A 17,102-nucleotide genomic window follows, 5' to 3' on the forward strand; every position below is an offset into this window, starting at 1 on the left:
TACCCCCATGCGAAAGTCCCTGGCCGCCCTCGGCCCAGTCGCGCTCGGTTGCCTTGCGATGACCTGCGCCGCCTGCGCCTCCGGCCCTGAACACGGCCCGGGTGGCCCTGGCGGGCCGGGCGGGCCTGACGGCGCGCCGCCCATGGCGCCGGGCCTGTTCGTCAGCCCCTTCGGCGAGCCCTTCCGCTCCGAACCGGGCGAACCCTATCCAGTCGCCGCCTGGTTCGCGGGCGCCGATACGGATCACGACGGCAAGCTGACCCGCGCCGAGTTCATGGACGACGGTGTCCGCTGGTTCGGCAAGCTGGACGTCAACCGGGACGGCGTCATCGGTCAGGCCGAGATCGTCGCCTATGAGGCCATGGCCGCTCAACTCGGCGGCGGCATGCGCGGTCCTGGCGGTCCCGGCGGCGCCCCGGGAGGTCCGGGCGGAGGCGGCTGGGGCGGCCGTCCCGGCGGCGGCCTGTCCTTCGCCGGCAATGATCAGGCCAGTATTCAGGACGGCGGCATGGGCATGCCTGGCGGCGGCATGGGCGGACCCGGCGGTGGCGGTCGCGGCGGTCCTCGCGGCGGCGGCGGCGAAGGTCCCCGCAGCGGCGGCCCGCGTGGCGGCGGCGCGGCGACCTCCATCCTCGCCATGGCCGGGCTGCTCAATGTGCCCGAACCGGTCAAGGCGGCCGACGTCGACATCAACCAGCGCATCACCCCCGAGGAATGGTCGCGCGCGGGCGACCGCTGGTTCGACCTGCTGGACACGGACAAGGACGGCGGCCTGACCTTGTCCGAACTGCCCCAGACCCAGCTTCAGCAGGGTGGCGGCATGGGCCGAGGCGGACGTGGCGGGCGGGGCGGCCCGCCGCGCTGATCCCGCCGTCTAATCGTTCGCGGCGGGCTTGCCGCGACCGCTCTTGATGCCCGACCGATGCGACTTGGCCACCAGCCGCCGCTCCTTCGAGGCCTTCGTCGGCCGCGTCGGCACGCGATAGGTCGGGGCCACCGAGGCCTTGTCGACCAGTTCCTGCAGCCGCTCGATGGCGTCGGCGCGGTTGCGTTCCTGGGTGCGGAAACGGACGGCGGTGATCACAATCACCCCGTCCAGCGTCAGCCGACTGCCCGCCAGCTTCATCAGCCGCTCGCGCACCGGATCGCGCAGGGACGGCGAATTCTTGACGTCGAACCGCATCTGGAGCGCGGTGGCGACCTTGTTGACGTTCTGGCCGCCCGGTCCTCCGGCGCGGAAGAAGCGGAACTCCAGCTCGCTCTCGGGGATGACGGTCATCGTGGCGGCGCCCCCGCGGCCTGCATCGCCAGCGCCCGCTTCGCCTTCACCACCGCCTGATCCAGCGCCTGCAGGAAGTTCGACCGGTCCTTCGGCCCGAACGGCGGCGGCCCCGAGGTCGCCACACCGATCGAGCGCAGATGTTCGCCTACCATCCGCCCGGCCAGGGCCGAGCCGATCATGTCGGGCGTAAAGAACTGGCCGTTCGATTTGATCGCCTGCGCTCCGGCCTTCAGGCAACGGTCGGCCAGCGGAATGTCGGCGGTGATGACCACGTCGCCGGTGACGGCGCGCTCGGCGATCCAGTCGTCGGCGATGTCCGGCCCCGCATCGACCACCACCTGTTCGATCCACTTCTCGCGCGGGGTGTTGATCCAGCTGTTGGACACCACGAACACATGCAGGCCGTAGCGCGCGCCCACCCGATAGACCTCGTCCTTCACCGGACAGGCGTCGGCATCGATGAAGAGGCGGGGGAGCGCGGTCATTTCACCTCTCCATTCGCGTAGGCGAATGAGGACAGGTTGGCGCGCAGCGACGACCAGGAGGGGGCGACGCCGCCCTTGCCGATTGGTCGCCGATCGTCTCGCACCGCGTCACCCTCTCCTGATCGCTACGCGATCTGTCCTCTCCATTCGCCTACGCGAATGGAGAGGTGAGGTCACGTCACTGCGGATTATACGCCGCCGGCATGCCGCTCGCCTGCGTCCCGCCGTTGCGATAGCGGTCGCGCAGCAGGAACTGACGGCTCGAGATCGGCTGTTCCTGACCGGCGATGAAGACATTGGTCGCCGTGGTCAGAGGCTCCAGCGGATCGCCGGTCCAGACCACGACGTCGGCGGCTGCGCCGGGCGTCAGCTCGCCCGCCTGACCGGCCTCGCCGAAGATCTTCGCCGGATTGATCGTCATTGCCGCGATGGCCGCCGCATAGGGCAGACCGTGGGACACGGCGTTGCCGGCGTTGTAGCGCATCTCGCGGGCGCGGTGGATCGAGCCCTCATTGCCCTTGATGGCGATGGTCACCCCGGCCGCGTTCAGGGCCGCCGCATTCTCCATCCGCGCCGCCCGGGTCTCGAAGTTTCCGGGCAGGTTGTCGATCGGGTTGATCAGGGCGGGCACGCCCGCGGCGGCGATGTCGGCCGCGACCAGCCAGCCTTCCTCGGCGCCGTCCAGGATGACCTTGACGCCCTCCTCCTTGGCCAGACGCAGCACCTGCTGGATGTCCGCCGCGCGATGCACGGTGACGATCAGCGGCATGGTCCCGTTGGCGACCGGGATCAGGGCCTCCAGATCGGCGCGCGACAGGCTGAGATCGCGCAGGGCGGCGCGGTCATAGGCCGCCTTGTTGCGGGCATAGAGGCGGACCTCGGCCAGGGTTTCCTTGAACTGGATGAACTCGGCCCCGCGCGCGCCGCCGGCGACACGGGCGCCCGCCTCGCCGAACGGGGCGATCATGGCCACGCGCGGCTTGATTAGGATGTCATTGCCCTGCGCCAGGGTGATGATGGCCGCCTGACCGGCGAACAGGCCTGGCGACTGCAGACCACCGCCGCCCAGCCCGGCGAAATCGTCCTCGCCGTCGTCCTTGTGGTTGCCGCCGCCGCCACCCGGATGGTTCGGCACGACGATGGCGCGGGTGATGCCGCCCAGACGCGCCACCGGCAGGGTGAAGGACCAGGGGTCGAGGCCATACGACACGTCGAACGACGCCGAGATCGTATTGGCGCCGCTGGCCAGATCGTTGGAGCCCTGCACCGAGGACACTTCCGAGCCGCCGAGGCCGCTGTCGACCGCGATGAAGCCGGGCGAGACCGTCTTGCCCGTGGCGTCGATGACGCGGGCGCCGGACGGGGCCGGACCGGTCCCGACCGAGACCACCCGGCCGTTCTGGATCACCACCGTGCCGTTCTCGATCACCGAGGTCCCGGTCAGCACCTTGCCGCCGGTGATGGCGACCGGAGTGGATTGGGCGAAGGCCGCGCCCCCAAGCGGAAGTGCGAGGGCGAGGGCCCCAGTGAGGGACACGGCGGCGCCCATGAGGGCGCTCTGGGTCATGAGGCGACGCATCAGCGGGCTCCCTCGTTCACGGTGGCGGCCTGCAGGCCATAGCCGGGCTGGCCCAGCTCGAAGTCGGAGGTCGGCTGATAGGCCGGGTCGAACCGGTCGAAGGCCTTGCCGCCGTCGACGAAGACCTGATCGGCGCGGGCGTAGACCGAGAAGGGGTCGGCGGACCAGATCACCACATCGGCGCGCTTGCCGGCTTCCAGCGAACCCGTCTGATCGGCGATGCCGATGGCCTTGGCGGCGTTCAGGGTGAACCAGGCCACCGCCCGTTCTTCCGGAATGTTCAGCCCGGCGGCGCGGCCGGCGGCCAGGGTCGCGGCGGCTTCCTGATTGAGGCGCTGGGTCAGCTGCGGGTCGTCGGAGTGGATGACCGCGCAGGAACCTTCCGGGGCGTCGACGAGGGCGGCGTTGGATTCGACCGCGTCCAGACCCTCCATCTTGAAGCCCCACCAACCCGACCACATGGCCGCGCACACGTGCTCGCGGGCCAGCAGGGGTGCGATCTTGTAGGCCTCGATGGCGTGGTGGAAGGTCGTGACGTGGTAGCCGAACTCCTTGGCGATATCGAGCATGACGATCATCTCGTCGGCCCGGTAGCAGTGGTTCTCGACCAGGATCTTGCCGTCCAGAACGTCGGCCAGGGTCTCGAGCTGCAGGTTGCGCGTCGGCGGATCGCCCTTGCCCGTGTCGCGCCACTTGTCCCACTTGGCCTTGTAGTCGCGCGCGGCGATGAAGGCGGCGCGATAGCCGGCGACATTGCCCATGCCGGTGGCCGGCGACTGGTTGCGAGAGCCATAGACGCGGCTGGGGTTTTCGCCGCAGGCCATCTTCAGCGAATAGGGGGCGTCGGGCAGCTTCATGCCCTGAACGCTCATCGCCGGGATGTTGCGCAGGGTCACGCCGCGACCGCCGAACAGATTGGCCGAACCGGGCAGGATGTGAAGGGTGGTCACCCCGCCGGCGCGGGCGGTGTTGAAGCCCGGATCCTGCGGCCAGACCGAATGCTCGGCCCAGACCTGGGCGGTATTGGGGTTGGTCGCCTCGTTGCCGTCCGACATCCCCTGCACGCCCGGCGAAGGATAGACGCCGAGGTGCGAGTGCACGTCGATCACGCCCGGGGTCACCCAGCGGCCGCGCGCGTCGATGACCGTATAGCCGGCCGGAACGGCCAGATCGGCGCCGCCGACCGCCTGCACCTTGCCGTCGGCCATCAGGACGACGCCGTTCTCGATCTTCTGGCCTGTGCCGGTGAAGACGGTCGCGCCCACGATCGCCGAGTTCTGGCGCGGCAGGGGCTGGTAGGTCGAGGGATAGGGGTCGCGGTTGGCCGCATAGTCGAGGCCGGTCGCCAGCGGCTCAGGCCCCTTGTTTTCCGTGCCGGCCGTCGAGGAGGAGGTTCCGGTCGTGGCGCAGGCCGACAGACCGAGCGCGCCGACCATGGCGCAGGCGAGCACGCCGAGGCTGGCTCCCCGCAGGCGAGACATCTTCATGGATATTCCCCGTGTCCCCGACCACCGCCGGGCTTTCCGAACGGCGACATAGAAACGGTGCGTTCCCCGACCTGTAAAGGTCGAAAATCAGGAAGCGGACAATCTTGTCCGGACCGCCTCGTCGTCCAGATTGTCTACCGCGATCATCTTCAACCGGGACTGGGCGCCCCGCATCAGGTCGACCGACGATCGCGGAACACCGAGCGCTTTCGCCAACAGTTTCACAAGGGCTTCATTCGCCTCGCCTTCTACCGGACGGGCGCGGACGCGGACTTTCAACACAGGCCGTCCATCCGCATCGACATCCCATCCGTCCACCCGATCGGCGGAGGCTCCGGGAGTCAGCCTGACGGCGAGGCGAGCGGTCACGCCCGCCCCGCGATCAGTGCAGTCATTTAACCCAGAGCGCTCATCAGCTCGGGGACGATGGTCTTGTAGTCGCCGACGATGCCGTAGTCCGCGACCTGGAAGATCGGGGCGTCGGGATCCTTGTTGATGGCGACGATGGTCTTGGAGTCCTTCATCCCGGCCAGGTGCTGGATGGCGCCCGAGATGCCGATGGCGATGTAGAGCTGCGGCGCGACGACCTTGCCGGTCTGGCCGACCTGATAGTCGTTCGGGGCGTAGCCCGCGTCGACCGCGGCGCGCGAGGCGCCGATGGCGGCGCCCAGCTTGTCGGCCAGGGGCTCCATCACGGCGTGGAACTCTTCCGACGAACCGAGAGCGCGACCGCCCGAGACGATGATCTTGGCGGCGCCCAGTTCCGGACGGTCCGACTTGACCAGCTCTTCGCCGACGAACGACGCCTTGCCGGCCTCGACGCCGGAGACGGTCTCGACCGGAGCCGAGCCGCCCTCAGCCGCCGCCGCGAAGCCCGTCGGGCGCACGGTGATGACCTTCTTGGCGTCGGACGACTGGATCGTCTCCAGCGCATTGCCGGCGTAGATCGGGCGCACGAAGGTATCGGCGCTCACGACCTCGACGATGTCCGAGATCGGGGCGACGTCCAGCTTGGCGGCCAGGCGCGGCATGAAATTCTTGCCGTCCATGGTCGCGGGCGAGAGGATGGCGTCATAGCCGCCGGCGAGGGCCAGAACGGTCTCCTCGACGTCCTCGGCCAGCTGGTGGCCCAGGCCGGCGCTTTCGGCCAACAGGACCTTGCGGACGCCGGCGATCTTCGCGGCGCTGTCGGCCGCGGCCTTCGCGCCCGAACCCACGACCAGGACGTCAACGTCGCCGCCGATGGCCAGAGCCGCCGTCACGGTCTTGTTGGTGGTGTCGCGGACAGCCGAACCGTCGTGGTCGGCGATGACGAGAACGGCCATCTTACAGCGCTCCTGCGGTCTTGAGCTTGGACACGAGTTCGGCGGCGTCGGCCACCTTGATCCCGGCGGAGCGGGTGGCGGGGGCGGTCACCTTGACCACCTTCAGCCGGTCGGCGACGTCCACGCCATAGTCGGCGACCGCCTTGACGGCGATCTCCTTCTTCTTGGCCTTCATGATGTTGGGCAGGGACGCGTAGCGCGGCGTGTTCAGGCGCAGGTCCACGGTCACGACCGCCGGCAGGGTCGCCGCCAGGGTCTGCAGGCCGCCGTCGACCTCACGCGTCACGGTCGCCTTGCCGCCGGCGATCTCGATCTTCGAGGCGAAGGTGGCTTGCGGCCAGTCCAGCAGGGCCGCCAGCATCTGGCCGACGGCGTTGTTGTCGCCGTCGATCGACTGTTTGCCCATCAGGACCAGATCGGGCTTCTCTTCCTCGACCACGGCCTTGAGCAGCTTGGCGACCGCCAGAGGCTCCAGATCAGCGTCCGACTGGATCAGGATGCCGCGGTCGGCGCCCATGGCCAGGGCGGTGCGGATGGTTTCCTGGGCCTGGGTCACGCCGATGGAGACGACCACGATCTCGGCGGCGGTGCCGGCGGCGTGGTGTTCCTTGCCTTCCTTCAGGCGCACGGCCTCTTCGACGGCGATTTCGTCGAACGGGTTCATGCTCATCTTGACGTTGGCGAGATCGACGCCCGTCTGATCCGCCTTGACGCGGGCCTTGACGTTATAGTCGATCACCCGTTTGACGGGGACGAGTACCTTCATGGGAAGCCTATCCATATCTTCGTCGAATTGTTGGGGCAGGGAATGGTACGGGGCGAAGCCCCTGTCAACGTAACGTAGCGTGAACTAAATGGGCCCAGCCGCTCGAAAAGTTTGCCGTAGAGAGACCTGATGAAACGCTTCCTGAGCATCAAACGCCTGAGCTTCATGTTCTTCGGCCTCTTCGCGGTTCTTGTCGCGGGCGCCATGACCTTCCAGGCCTTCTGGCTGAATCCCGGCAAACGCTGCGAGGCCGACGGCAACTGGTACGACGTCGAAAGCCGCACCTGCGCGACCCCGATCTACATTCCCGACATCACCCACCGCCCCGCCGGCGTAACCCGCGCCGAGGCCTCGGCCGCCAAGAATGCCGAACTGGTCAAGCTGGAAAACCAGGCCGTGGTCCAGCAGGCCGCCATCGACGCCGCCGTCCAGAAGGAGCGGGCCAAGATGAAGGCCGAGGGCCACTGATCCCTCCTTCCGCTCATCCCGCCGAAAGCCGGGATCCAGATGCAGAGGCGGCCTGGGCCGCAGGACGTGATAGAGTCTCGGCATGAGCGACACCGGCGACGACACCCCGACCGACGACATTCCCGGCGAAACCCCGATCCAGAAGGCTCTGCGCCTGAAGAAGGCGATCCAGGACGCCAAGCCCAAGCCGCCTCGCGGCGGCCGCTTCCAGCGCGAACAGGCCGCCCGCGTCGCCGCCGGCAAGTCCAAGCCCTGGATGTCGAAGTAAAACGCTAGCGCGTCCCGCCCGGAACCCATTTCACATCGTCCGCCCCGTTGCGATTGGCGCGTCGGGCGGCGACGAACAGGTGGTCGGACAGGCGGTTCAGATAGCGCAGGGCCTCGTGCGTCACCGGGGTTCCGGTCTCGACCAGACGGATGGCGTCACGCTCGGCCCGGCGCGCCACGGTGCGCGCCAGATGCAGATAGGTGGCCAAGGGCGAGCCGCCCGGCAGGATGAAGCTGTCCAGCGCCTTCAGGCTCTCGTTCATCCAGTCGATCTCGGCCTCCAGCCGGTCGATCTGCGAGGCGACGATGCGCAGCGCCTCCCATTTCGGCGGCGGATCCAGAGGCGTGGCGAGGTCGGCGCCCAGATCGAACAGCTCGTTCTGGATGCGGGCCAGCATGGCGTCGATGCGGTCGTTCTGGCCGGAATGCAGCCGGGCCACGCCGATCACGGCGTTCAGCTCGTCCACCGTCCCATAGGCCTCGACCCGGACGTCGGTCTTGGACACCCGCGTGCCCGAGGCCAGGCCGGTCGTCCCGGCGTCCCCGGTGCGGGTGTAGATCTTGTTCAGGACAACCAAGGCGTCAGGCCCCGTGCGTCGATTTCCACCACAGGCCGGCGACCAGAATCACCACCGCCGTGGCCTGCAGGGCGACGCGCAACCGCATCAGCTTGTTGGAATTGGACCGCGCATAGTCCCCGCCCCGGTAGAGCGAATACAGACCGAAGCCCAGGGTGATCGCCACGGCCAGGATCGACAGCGGGATCAGGATGTTGAAGACCATTTCCATGCCCCGACCCTAACCCATCGCCGACGGGGACGGGAGCGGATTTCGCGTCCTAACCCTTCGACCGCCCCCGATAGAGCATAGCGACGTCGCAGCGGGCGTAGCGCGCCCCGAACCGGGCCATGATGTCCGCGTCGTGAACGAAGCCCAGCTTCTCATAGAGGTGGATGGCCGGGGCGCATTTCGAGTTGGTCAGCAGATAGAGGGTCTCGGCGCCCAGTTCGCCTGCCCGGGCGATGGCGGCCTCCAGCAGCACCTCCCCGACCTTGAGCCCCCGCGCGGTTTCGCGCACCCCCATCTTGGTCAGTTCGAACTGGTTCTCGCCGGTCTTCTGCAGGGCGCAGGTCCCGACCACGCCGAGATCGCCGGCCTTCGCGAACAGGATGTCGCCGCCCGGCGCGAGGATGCGCGCCTGCGGATTCTCCAGCACCTCCCGGTCCGTCGGCTCCAGCACGAACATCGAGGAGATCCATTCGGCGTTGATGTCGTGGAAGTCTCCGGCCCGGCTGTCGTCGAAGGGCAGAATCTCGACCGTCGGCCGTGCGCCGGCCTTGCCCCACTGATCGAGAGGCTTTTCGGTCAATTTCGCTTCGATGGCGTCCAGCTGTTCCAACAGATTCCCCTTCAACTCCGCGCACAGGGCGACCACGGCCGCCTCCACCGCCGGCCAGACGGCGACGCGCGACCGGGCCATCAGTTCCAGACCCTCGGGGCTCAGCCGCACCGTGCGGCGACGGCGGTCGGCCGAGGCGGCGGCGGCCTCGACCAGCCCCATCTCCGTCAGCTTCGCCAAGGTGCGGGTCACGCCGGGCTGGCTGACCCCGGTCGCCTCGACCAGATCGCCGACGCCGAGCGGTCCATGCCGGTCCAGCGCCGCCAGCACCGGATACTGAGCCGGCTGCACCCGCAGACCGGCCTGCTCGACCACCTTGAGCACATCCGCCTGCATGCTCTCGCCGATCCGCTTCAGGCGGCTGCCGAGGAACAGATAGGGCCGTTCGCGAATGACGTCGGAGACCATGGCGCACCCAGCTATATAACTCGATATATAACTATGTATGTAACGTGTTTCGGTCAAGCGGGTTAACGCTCCGGTGACCGTGTTCGCTGGCGCCTTGGTCAACCTTTCCTGCGTACGGTGGCGCTTCCTCCCCGGAACCCTTGATGACCGACCGCTCGATCCGAAACCTGGCCAATCTGCAAGACTCGGCGTCGACAGCCCGGGTCCTGAACCTCACGGCCGTCCATCGCGAGCACGGCCATACCGAGGATTGGTCCGACGCGCCCCTGTTCAGGAACCCGCTGCTCAACCGGGCCATGATCATCAAGCACCGGCTGCGCCGCGACGAAGTCGACCGGTTCCGGCTGCGCCGTCACGTGGCCACCAAGATCGTCCTGCCCATCGACGCCGGCGACCTGCGCGTCGGCGGCCGCTACATCTTCGTCGGCGAGATCGGCTACGAAGCCACGATGCAGCAGGTCTTCGGCATCGGTCACGACCACCCTGACCTCGCCACCCTGAAGGTCATGGACACCCTGCCCGGCCTGGACCCCTTCCTGTTGCGCGAAGCCCTGCGCCGCAACGGAGTCACCCCGGCGACCTGCTATTTCAACCTGTCGGAGGCCGACCTGGGGGCCATGATCGCCTTCGTCGGCGAGGAAATCACCCCGCTGGTCGATCTGTCGATGGGCCCGGACGCTGACCTTTCGGCCGAAAACCCGGTCGCCCGCCTGACCGACAAGATCCTGTCCAACTCGGCCGGCGACGACCTCTCGGCGCTCGGCATGACGCTGCGTCTGCGGCCCGAAGAGTATGAGGAAGGCATCTTCTGCTGGAAGGGCTTCCTCTATTACAAATGGGTTCTGCGCGGCGTCATCGGCGACGTCGGAGCGGTCGTCGAGGCGGTGCGGACGGTCAAGCCGCGCGGCCGTCCGACGGACCAGCAATATGTCGCCCTCGACCGCAGCCGCGAGACGGTGCGACGCCGCATCCAGTCCACCTGCGACAGCACCGCGACCATGCTGCGCGTCTATGATGACGCTTTCATCGGTCTGACGCAGGAAGGCGACCCGGCCGGCTTCCGCGACTTCCTGCGCGACGCCCCGCACCTGTTCGCCAAGCTGGGCGAGCGGCTGGGCGCGGTCCAGCACATCGTCAGCTTCTGGAAATACCGGATGGCGCCCGGCAAGCCCATGCCGTCGCCGGAAGAACTGCTGGATCTCCTCGCCGACTTCGAGGTCAGCCTGACCGGCCGCGACGACGTCCCCGGCGGTATTTCCCTGGCGGCCTAGACCCTATCGACGCCAAAAGAAAAAGCCCCGCGACCGTGTCGCGGGGCTCTTTCGTTCGGGCTTTCGCCCTCACTCAGTAGCGATAGGCTTCCGGCTTGAACGGGCCTTCGGTCGGCACGCCGATGTAGGCGGCCTGCTCCGGGGTCAGCACGGTGAGCTTGGCGCCCAGCTTGCCGAGGTGGAGCATGGCGACCTTTTCGTCGAGGTGCTTGGGCAGGGTGTAGACCTGGTTCTCGTAGGACTTGATGTTCGTCCAGAGTTCGATCTGGGCCAGGGTCTGGTTGGTGAAGGACGCCGACATCACGAACGAGGGGTGGCCCGTGGCGTTGCCCAGGTTCACCAGACGGCCTTCCGACAGCAGGATGATCTTCTTGCCGTCCGGGAACTCGATGTGGTGCACCTGCGGCTTGATCTCGTCCCACTTGAAGTTCTTCAGGCCGGCGACCTGAATCTCCGAGTCGAAGTGACCGATGTTGCATACGATGGCGTTGTTCTTCATCGCGCGCATGTGCTCGACGCGGATGACGTCCTTGTTGCCCGTCGTGGTGACGAAGATGTCGGCCTTGTCGGCGACGTCTTCCAGGGTCTGGACGTCATAGCCTTCCATCGCCGCCTGCAGGGCGCAGATCGGATCGATCTCGGTGACGATCACCCGGGCGCCGCCGTTGCGCAGCGAAGCGGCCGAACCCTTGCCCACGTCGCCGTAGCCGCAGACCACGGCGACCTTGCCCGAAAGCATGACGTCGGTGCCGCGACGGATCGCATCGACCAGCGATTCACGGCAGCCGTACAGGTTGTCGAACTTGGACTTGGTGACGCTGTCGTTGACGTTGATGGCCGGGAACGGCAGGTCGCCCTTCTTGGCCATTTCGTACAGGCGGTGAACGCCCGTGGTGGTCTCTTCCGACACGCCGCCGATGGCGTCGCGGATGGCCGAGTAGAAGCCGGGCTTCTCGGCGATGTAGCGCTTCATGACCTTGAAGAGGGCTTCCTCTTCTTCATTCTGCGGGTTCGAGATCAGCGACAGGTCCTTCTCGGCCTTCGGACCGAGCACGCACAGCAAGGTCGCGTCGCCGCCGTCGTCGAGGATCAGGTTCGGATAGCCGCCGTCAGCCCATTCGAAGATCTTGTGGGCGTAGTCCCAGTATTCTTCCAGGGTCTCGCCCTTGGTGGCGAACACCGGGGTGCCGTTGGCGGCGATGGCGGCCGCGGCGTGGTCCTGGGTCGAGAAGATGTTGCACGAGGCCCAGCGGACGTCGGCGCCCAGGGCTTCCAGCGTCTGGATCAGGACGGCGGTCTGGATGGTCATGTGCAGCGAGCCGGCGATGCGCGCGCCCTTCAGGATCTGCTGCTTGCCGAACTCCTCGCGCAGAGCCATCAGACCCGGCATTTCGGTTTCGGCGATGGCGATTTCCTTGTTGCCGAACGGGGCGAGCGAGATGTCGCGGACGATATAGTCGGTCATGCAGGGGGCTCCTGGAGCGCACGGCCGGAGCCGGTCGCGAATTGGCGATTGAGCGCCCTATAACCCGCCCGGGTTAATCGGGCAATAAACATATAAGGATATCCTTATGTGAGCGCGATCGCTTGGCGGGACGCAGCGACAGGTCTACGGAATCCCGCATGGCCGATGACGCATCCCCGATCCGCACCGCGACTTTTGATCTGAGCCTGCCGCGCCATGACTGGACGCTGGATCAGGTCGAGGCCCTGTTCGCCCGCCCCTTCATGGAACTGGTTTTCGACGCGGCGACCGTGCACCGCCGCTGGTTCGACCCGTCGGAGGTGCAGAAGTCCCAGCTGCTGTCGATCAAGACCGGCGGCTGCGCCGAGAACTGCGGCTACTGCAGCCAGTCGGCCAGCTTCGATACCGGCCTGAAGGCCGAAAAGCTGATGGACGCGACCGCCGTCATCGCCGAGGCCATGGCGGCCAAGGCCGGCGGCGCCTCCCGCTTCTGCATGGGCGCGGCCTGGCGCGAGCTCAAGGACCGCGACACCCCCAAGCTTGCCACCATGATCGCGGGGGTGAAGGCGCTCGGTCTGGAGACCTGCGCCACCCTCGGCATGCTGACCGCCGATCAGGCGCAGCAGCTCAAGGACGCCGGGCTGGACTACTATAACCACAACCTCGACACCGGGCCGGAGTATTACGCCGAGGTCGTCACCACACGGACCTATCAGGACCGGCTCGACACCCTTCAGCACGTGCGCGACGCCGGGATGTCGACCTGCTGCGGCGGCATCGTCGGCATGGGCGAGAGCCGCCGCGACCGCGCCGGCCTGCTGCACGCCCTGGCCACCCTGCCCGAACATCCCGACAGCCTGCCGGTCAACGCCCTGGTGCCCGTCACCGGCACCCCGCTGGGCGAGCGGGTCCTCAAGACCGGCGAGATCGATCCGATCGAGTTCGTGCGCACCGTCGCCGTCGCCCGCCTGGTCTGTCCCAGGGCCATGGTCAGACTGTCGGCCGGTCGCGAGACCATGAGCCCGGAGATGCAGGCGCTCTGCTTCCTCGCCGGCGCCAACTCCATCTTCGTCGGCGGCAAGCTCCTGACTACGCCCAATCCGGAGCAGGACGAGAACGCGAAACTGTTCGCCCTGCTCGATCTGAAGCCGATGCAGCCGCTGCAAGCCTGATCCGACGCATGAAGGCCTTCACGCCCATTCTCGCGGGCGCCACCCTGCGCGACCGCGCCGTCGCCTGCCTCGGCGCCCTGATCGGCATCGCCGCGACCGGACTGGTCAGCCGCGCGATCCTCGGCGATCTCGACCTGGCCATGCTGCTGGCCGCGCCTCTGGGCGCCTCGGCGGTGCTGGTGTTCGCGGTCCCCGCCAGCCCGATGGGCCAGCCCTGGCCGGTGATCGGCGGCAATGTCGTCTCCGCCCTGTCCGGGGTCGTCGCGGCCCATCTGATCCCCGAGCCGATGATCGCGGCGGGCGCCGCCGTCGCCCTTTCAATCGCCGCCATGTCGGCGACCCGCAGCCTGCATCCGGCCGGCGGCGGGTCGGCCCTGGTCGCGGCCCTCGGCGGCCCGGCCCTGGCCAGCCACGGCTGGATGTTCGCCTTCGTGCCGGTCGGCCTCAACGCCGTTCTGGTCGTCGCCTCGGGCTGGCTGTTCCACCGCTTCACCGGCCACGCCTGGCCGCACAAGGCCGTTCCGACCCCGGTCGCGCCGCCCCCGCCCATCAGCGAGGCGGACATCGAGGCGGCGCTCCAGACCTTCGGCGAGCCGCTGGACGTCAGCGCCGCGGACCTGCGGACCATCGCCAACCTGGCCGCCGCCCGGACCCACCAGCGCCCGTAACCCGACCTTAAACGCCGTGTGTCAGGGTGGGCGCATGAACCGTCGCGCCCTCTTCTCCCTCGCTCCGCTCGCCGGCCTCGCCCTGGCGGCGACGGCCCTGCCCGCCCAGGCCTCCGGAGGGGGCGGCGAAAGTGAAGCGCCCAAGGAAAGCTTCATGCGGCTGAGCACCCTTACCGCGACGGTGGTGAGGCCCGACGGCCAACGCGGGGTGATGACGGTCGAGATCGGCCTGGACGTCCCCGACGCCGAACTTCACGCCAAGGCGACCCAGGCCATTCCGCGCCTGGCCGACGCCCATAATTCGGTCATCCAGACCACCGCCGGGACCCTGCTGCCCGGACAGGTCCCGGACCTCGACCAGTTGGCCCACGACCTCCAGGTCGCCACCTTCAAGATCCTGCGCAAACGCGGCGCGGTCGTGCTGCTGGGCACGGTGATGGTGCTTTAAAGGGGCGCTATGCTCTCGACGCGGTCGCTCGCGGCTTGAGCGCCGCCCTGTTCCGCTCACCCCCGCGAAGGCGGGGACCCTCGCCCCTCGACCCTGCCCTCAGTCCTTCGTCGGACTGACCGCGTTGGCGTCGCCATAGGTCAGGGCCAGGAAGACGTCTTCCAGATCCGGATCCTCGGTGGTGATGTCGGCGATGGTCACCCCGGCGGCGCGGACGGCGGCCAGGACGTGCTCGACCGACGACTGTCCCTTCTTGTAGCTGATGGCGAAGGCCCCGTTGGCCCGGGCGACCACATCGAAACCGGCGACCGTCGGCAGACCGTCCAGCGCATGCTCCGGCGTCACCACGACATTGCGCGTATCCAGACGGCGCAGCAGCTGAGGCGTCGGCTCGCAGGCCACGACCTCGCCCCGGTTCATGATGGCGATGGTGTCGCAGAGCTCCTGCGCCTCCTCCAGATAGTGGGTGGTCAGGAGGATGGTCACGCCCTCGGCGTTGATGCGGCGGACATACTCCCACAGCTGGCGGCGCAGCTCGACGTCAACGCCGGCGGTCGGTTCGTCCAGGATCAGGATCGGCGGATTGTGCACCAGGGCCTTGGCCACCATCAGCCGGCGTTTCATCCCGCCCGACAGCGCCCGGACATAGGCGTTGGCCTTGTCTGACAGGCCGAGCGCAGCCAGTAGCTCGTCCGAGCGGCGCTCATTGGCCGGCACGCCATAGAAGCCCGCCTGCACCTCCAGCGCCTCGCGCGGGGTGAAGAAGACGTCGGCGACGATCTCCTGCGGCACGACGCCCAGGGCGGCGCGGGCGTCGCGCGGCGACTTGTCGATGTCGCGGCCCCAGATGGCGGCCGTCCCGCCGGTCTTGTTGACGATCCCGGCCAGGATGTTGATCAGGGTCGACTTGCCGGCCCCGTTCGGCCCCAGCAGGCCGAACATCGAACCGCGCGGGATCACCAGATCCACGCCGCGCAGGGCGGTCTTGGGCGGCGCCTTCTTGGTCCCGGCGTAGGTCTTCTCCAGCCCGCGCACCTCGATGGCGTTGACGGGCAGGGCTTCGGTCTCGGTCATGAAGAGCTTTCGGGCGTCTATCGGTTCGCGCCGTTTGACGATAAGCAGCGCGCGGGCATACCTATGCGTCGCCGCCCTCCCCGCCAAGACCCGGCCCGCCGGGATATTGTGAGCCTTCCGAAATGCCGCCTCGTCAGTCCGACACTCCCGTCCCGCCGCCCGAAGAGATCGTGGTCTCGTCCAAACGGGTCGCCTGCGACGGCGGCAACGGCGTGCACGGCGCGACGCTGGGCCATCCGCTGGTCTATCTGGACATGGGCGAGGACGACTTCATCGAGTGCGGCTATTGCGACCGTCGCTTCGTCCTGTCGGCCCATCCGCACAGCGAGAGCGAATACCTCGACCCGGCGGCCCGCCCGCCCGAGGCGCACTGAGACTCGACTTCAGAAAGTCCGGATTGGGGCTCACAAGGCCCCGCCTCTCCCCCGAAGGTTCCGAACATGCGCTATCTCCACACCATGGTCCGGGTCGCCGACCTCGACGCCTCCCTGCGCTTTTGGTGCGACGCGCTCGGGCTCGAGGAGGTGCGCCGCACCGAGAACGAGAAGGGTCGCTTCACCCTCGTCTTCCTCGCCGCCCCCGGGGACAGGACCCGCTCGGCCGCCGAACGGTCGCCCGAGGTCGAGCTGACGTACAACTGGGATCCCGAGGTCTATACGGGCGGCCGGAATTTCGGCCATCTGGCGTACAAGTTCGACAACGTCTACGCCGCCTGCCAACGGCTGATGGACGCGGGCGTGACCATCAACCGCCCGCCCCGGGACGGGAACATGGCCTTCGTACGCTCGCCGGACGGCATCTCCATCGAACTGCTGCAGGAGGGCGAGCCCCTCGCCCCGGCCGAGCCCTGGGTCTCCATGCCCAACGTCGGCGCATGGTAGGACGCGCCCTGCGCCTGGCCGGCCTCGCCGGGGCCTGCGCCCTCGCCTCGGCTTGCGCCTCCACGACCGAAAGCAACACCGGCCGCACCGCGACCGAACAGCTGCTTCTGGCCCGCGCCGCCGACCGGGCGGTCGAGCATCTGACCCTGCCCCTGCCCGTCGGTAGCCGGATCTTCGTCGACGGCGCCTTCTTCAACGTCGACAATCCCAGCTACGCCATCAGCTCGATCCGCGCCGCCATCTCCGAGGCCGGCTACGCCCTGGCCGACACCCGCGACAAGGCCGACGCCGTGTTCGAGCTGCGCGCCGGCGCCCTGTCGCTGGAACAGATGCGCCGCGTCGTCGGCCTGCCGCCGCTGGCCGTGCCGATCAACGAGACCTTCAACGTCGTCTCCATCCCCGAACTGTCGGTCTACAGCCGGCGTGACCGGGTCGGCGTCGCCGAGTTCTCGGGCTTCCTCTACGACGCCCAGACCGGGGCCCCGCTCGGCGCGGTCACCCCCATGATCGGCACCTTCCGCATCCGCAGTCACAAGGTGATGATGGTCATCGCCTGGGGCCAGCAGTCGCTCTCGCCCGGCGAGCGCGACCCCGGCGACAGCTGGCGCGAGTTCTAAACCGGGCTGACGCCGCCGCCGACGCCCCCTATGGTGCCGG

At 68.1% G+C, this 17,102-nt stretch carries 22 protein-coding genes; 10 read left to right on the plus strand and 12 right to left on the minus strand.

Features of this window, described 5'->3' with window-relative positions:
* Positions 1–7: 7 nt before the first annotated feature.
* Complete coding sequence (locus tag IFJ75_RS14570) at positions 8–865, plus strand: EF-hand domain-containing protein (protein WP_207868905.1); 858 nt, start codon at positions 8–10, stop codon at positions 863–865.
* Positions 866–874: 9 nt separating this feature from the next.
* Here IFJ75_RS14570 and arfB read toward each other — a convergent pair whose 3' ends face one another.
* From arfB to IFJ75_RS14605, 7 genes are all read right to left on the minus strand, one after another.
* Positions 875–1,279, minus strand: a complete 405-nt coding sequence (gene arfB / locus IFJ75_RS14575) for an alternative ribosome rescue aminoacyl-tRNA hydrolase ArfB (RefSeq protein ID WP_207868907.1) — start codon at positions 1,277–1,279, stop codon at positions 875–877.
* A complete protein-coding gene (locus IFJ75_RS14580; protein WP_207868909.1) occupies positions 1,276–1,767 on the minus strand; it encodes a YaiI/YqxD family protein in 492 nt (163 codons plus the stop codon). The genes arfB and IFJ75_RS14580 overlap by 4 nt, the downstream gene beginning before the upstream one ends.
* A gap of 178 nt (positions 1,768–1,945) precedes the next feature.
* Positions 1,946–3,346, minus strand: a complete 1,401-nt coding sequence (locus IFJ75_RS14585) for an amidohydrolase family protein (protein WP_225896839.1) — start codon at positions 3,344–3,346, stop codon at positions 1,946–1,948.
* On the minus strand, positions 3,346–4,833 hold the full coding sequence (locus IFJ75_RS14590) for an amidohydrolase (protein ID WP_207868911.1): 1,488 nt from the start codon (positions 4,831–4,833) through the stop codon (positions 3,346–3,348). The genes IFJ75_RS14585 and IFJ75_RS14590 overlap by 1 nt, the downstream gene beginning before the upstream one ends.
* Before the next feature lie 87 nt (positions 4,834–4,920).
* Entirely contained in the window at positions 4,921–5,202 is a 282-nt protein-coding gene (locus tag IFJ75_RS14595) for a DUF167 domain-containing protein (protein ID WP_207868913.1), read from the minus strand.
* A gap of 26 nt (positions 5,203–5,228) precedes the next feature.
* On the minus strand, positions 5,229–6,158 hold the full coding sequence (locus IFJ75_RS14600) for an electron transfer flavoprotein subunit alpha/FixB family protein (RefSeq protein WP_207868915.1): 930 nt from the start codon (positions 6,156–6,158) through the stop codon (positions 5,229–5,231).
* Between the two features lies 1 nt (position 6,159).
* The gene (locus IFJ75_RS14605; RefSeq protein ID WP_207868917.1) at positions 6,160–6,924 is read right to left on the minus strand and encodes an electron transfer flavoprotein subunit beta/FixA family protein; all 765 of its coding nucleotides are present in this window, start codon (positions 6,922–6,924) and stop codon (positions 6,160–6,162) included.
* A 129-nt stretch (positions 6,925–7,053) separates the two neighbouring features.
* Between IFJ75_RS14605 and IFJ75_RS14610 the strand changes: the two genes are divergently transcribed.
* Both IFJ75_RS14610 and IFJ75_RS14615 read left to right on the plus strand, forming a co-directional pair.
* Positions 7,054–7,392, plus strand: coding sequence for a hypothetical protein (locus tag IFJ75_RS14610; RefSeq protein ID WP_207868919.1), 339 nt, complete (start codon positions 7,054–7,056; stop codon positions 7,390–7,392).
* Between the two features lie 82 nt (positions 7,393–7,474).
* Entirely contained in the window at positions 7,475–7,660 is a 186-nt protein-coding gene (locus tag IFJ75_RS14615) for a hypothetical protein (RefSeq protein WP_207868921.1), read from the plus strand.
* Between the two features lie 4 nt (positions 7,661–7,664).
* Here the strand turns inward: IFJ75_RS14615 and IFJ75_RS14620 are convergent, their stop codons facing one another.
* The 3 genes from IFJ75_RS14620 to IFJ75_RS14630 are packed head-to-tail and all read right to left on the minus strand — an operon-like array spanning position 7,665 to position 9,466.
* Entirely contained in the window at positions 7,665–8,237 is a 573-nt protein-coding gene (locus IFJ75_RS14620; RefSeq protein ID WP_207868923.1) for a cob(I)yrinic acid a,c-diamide adenosyltransferase, read from the minus strand.
* Between the two features lie 4 nt (positions 8,238–8,241).
* Positions 8,242–8,448: a twin transmembrane helix small protein gene (locus IFJ75_RS14625; protein ID WP_207868925.1), complete on the minus strand. Its 207-nt coding sequence runs from the start codon at positions 8,446–8,448 to the stop codon at positions 8,242–8,244.
* Positions 8,449–8,497: 49 nt separating this feature from the next.
* Complete coding sequence (locus IFJ75_RS14630; protein WP_207868928.1) at positions 8,498–9,466, minus strand: bifunctional helix-turn-helix transcriptional regulator/GNAT family N-acetyltransferase; 969 nt, start codon at positions 9,464–9,466, stop codon at positions 8,498–8,500.
* 143 nt (positions 9,467–9,609) lie between these two features.
* Between IFJ75_RS14630 and IFJ75_RS14635 the strand changes: the two genes are divergently transcribed.
* A complete protein-coding gene (locus IFJ75_RS14635) occupies positions 9,610–10,737 on the plus strand; it encodes a hypothetical protein (RefSeq protein WP_207868930.1) in 1,128 nt (375 codons plus the stop codon).
* Between the two features lie 73 nt (positions 10,738–10,810).
* On the opposite strand, the gene ahcY is transcribed toward IFJ75_RS14635, so the two are convergent.
* A complete protein-coding gene (gene ahcY / locus IFJ75_RS14640) occupies positions 10,811–12,202 on the minus strand; it encodes an adenosylhomocysteinase (protein WP_207868932.1) in 1,392 nt (463 codons plus the stop codon).
* A 158-nt stretch (positions 12,203–12,360) separates the two neighbouring features.
* Between ahcY and bioB the strand changes: the two genes are divergently transcribed.
* Genes bioB through IFJ75_RS14655 form a run of 3 tightly spaced genes read left to right on the plus strand, consistent with a single transcriptional unit; the run spans position 12,361 to position 14,490 of the window.
* On the plus strand, positions 12,361–13,374 hold the full coding sequence (gene bioB, locus IFJ75_RS14645) for a biotin synthase BioB (RefSeq protein ID WP_207868934.1): 1,014 nt from the start codon (positions 12,361–12,363) through the stop codon (positions 13,372–13,374).
* Positions 13,375–13,382: 8 nt separating this feature from the next.
* Positions 13,383–14,042 (plus strand): HPP family protein, encoded by a 660-nt coding sequence (locus IFJ75_RS14650; protein ID WP_207868936.1) that lies wholly within the window; start codon positions 13,383–13,385, stop codon positions 14,040–14,042.
* 34 nt (positions 14,043–14,076) lie between these two features.
* A complete protein-coding gene (locus IFJ75_RS14655; RefSeq protein ID WP_207868939.1) occupies positions 14,077–14,490 on the plus strand; it encodes a Tat pathway signal protein in 414 nt (137 codons plus the stop codon).
* 99 nt (positions 14,491–14,589) lie between these two features.
* Here the strand turns inward: IFJ75_RS14655 and IFJ75_RS14660 are convergent, their stop codons facing one another.
* Complete coding sequence (locus tag IFJ75_RS14660; RefSeq protein ID WP_207868940.1) at positions 14,590–15,564, minus strand: ABC transporter ATP-binding protein; 975 nt, start codon at positions 15,562–15,564, stop codon at positions 14,590–14,592.
* Between the two features lie 122 nt (positions 15,565–15,686).
* Here IFJ75_RS14660 and IFJ75_RS14665 point away from each other — a divergent pair, with 122 nt between their 5' ends.
* From IFJ75_RS14665 to IFJ75_RS14675, 3 genes are all read left to right on the plus strand, one after another.
* On the plus strand, positions 15,687–15,938 hold the full coding sequence (locus IFJ75_RS14665; RefSeq protein ID WP_207868941.1) for a zinc-finger domain-containing protein: 252 nt from the start codon (positions 15,687–15,689) through the stop codon (positions 15,936–15,938).
* A gap of 66 nt (positions 15,939–16,004) precedes the next feature.
* Entirely contained in the window at positions 16,005–16,445 is a 441-nt protein-coding gene (locus tag IFJ75_RS14670) for a VOC family protein (RefSeq protein ID WP_207868943.1), read from the plus strand.
* On the plus strand, positions 16,439–17,062 hold the full coding sequence (locus tag IFJ75_RS14675) for a DUF6655 family protein (RefSeq protein ID WP_207868945.1): 624 nt from the start codon (positions 16,439–16,441) through the stop codon (positions 17,060–17,062). The genes IFJ75_RS14670 and IFJ75_RS14675 overlap by 7 nt, the downstream gene beginning before the upstream one ends.
* Positions 17,063–17,102 lie beyond the last annotated feature (40 nt).

Source organism: Brevundimonas goettingensis (genome assembly GCF_017487405.1).
Classification (GTDB): Bacteria; Pseudomonadota; Alphaproteobacteria; order Caulobacterales; family Caulobacteraceae; genus Brevundimonas; species Brevundimonas goettingensis.

Coding starts and splice junctions, on each gene's coding strand:
- IFJ75_RS14630 (WP_207868928.1), bottom strand. CDS start 9,466: ATGGTCTCCGACGTCATTCGCGAACGGCCCTATCTGTTCCTCGGCAGC.
- bioB (WP_207868934.1), top strand. CDS start 12,361: ATGGCCGATGACGCATCCCCGATCCGCACCGCGACTTTTGATCTGAGC.
- IFJ75_RS14605 (WP_207868917.1), bottom strand. CDS start 6,924: ATGAAGGTACTCGTCCCCGTCAAACGGGTGATCGACTATAACGTCAAG.
- IFJ75_RS14660 (WP_207868940.1), bottom strand. CDS start 15,564: ATGACCGAGACCGAAGCCCTGCCCGTCAACGCCATCGAGGTGCGCGGG.
- IFJ75_RS14670 (WP_207868943.1), top strand. CDS start 16,005: ATGCGCTATCTCCACACCATGGTCCGGGTCGCCGACCTCGACGCCTCC.
- IFJ75_RS14615 (WP_207868921.1), top strand. CDS start 7,475: ATGAGCGACACCGGCGACGACACCCCGACCGACGACATTCCCGGCGAA.
- IFJ75_RS14650 (WP_207868936.1), top strand. CDS start 13,383: ATGAAGGCCTTCACGCCCATTCTCGCGGGCGCCACCCTGCGCGACCGC.
- IFJ75_RS14590 (WP_207868911.1), bottom strand. CDS start 4,833: ATGAAGATGTCTCGCCTGCGGGGAGCCAGCCTCGGCGTGCTCGCCTGC.
- IFJ75_RS14625 (WP_207868925.1), bottom strand. CDS start 8,448: ATGGAAATGGTCTTCAACATCCTGATCCCGCTGTCGATCCTGGCCGTG.
- IFJ75_RS14655 (WP_207868939.1), top strand. CDS start 14,077: ATGAACCGTCGCGCCCTCTTCTCCCTCGCTCCGCTCGCCGGCCTCGCC.
- arfB (WP_207868907.1), bottom strand. CDS start 1,279: ATGACCGTCATCCCCGAGAGCGAGCTGGAGTTCCGCTTCTTCCGCGCC.
- IFJ75_RS14635 (WP_207868930.1), top strand. CDS start 9,610: ATGACCGACCGCTCGATCCGAAACCTGGCCAATCTGCAAGACTCGGCG.
- ahcY (WP_207868932.1), bottom strand. CDS start 12,202: ATGACCGACTATATCGTCCGCGACATCTCGCTCGCCCCGTTCGGCAAC.
- IFJ75_RS14665 (WP_207868941.1), top strand. CDS start 15,687: ATGCCGCCTCGTCAGTCCGACACTCCCGTCCCGCCGCCCGAAGAGATC.
- IFJ75_RS14600 (WP_207868915.1), bottom strand. CDS start 6,158: ATGGCCGTTCTCGTCATCGCCGACCACGACGGTTCGGCTGTCCGCGAC.
- IFJ75_RS14610 (WP_207868919.1), top strand. CDS start 7,054: ATGAAACGCTTCCTGAGCATCAAACGCCTGAGCTTCATGTTCTTCGGC.
- IFJ75_RS14585 (WP_225896839.1), bottom strand. CDS start 3,346: ATGCGTCGCCTCATGACCCAGAGCGCCCTCATGGGCGCCGCCGTGTCC.
- IFJ75_RS14570 (WP_207868905.1), top strand. CDS start 8: ATGCGAAAGTCCCTGGCCGCCCTCGGCCCAGTCGCGCTCGGTTGCCTT.
- IFJ75_RS14580 (WP_207868909.1), bottom strand. CDS start 1,767: ATGACCGCGCTCCCCCGCCTCTTCATCGATGCCGACGCCTGTCCGGTG.
- IFJ75_RS14675 (WP_207868945.1), top strand. CDS start 16,439: ATGGTAGGACGCGCCCTGCGCCTGGCCGGCCTCGCCGGGGCCTGCGCC.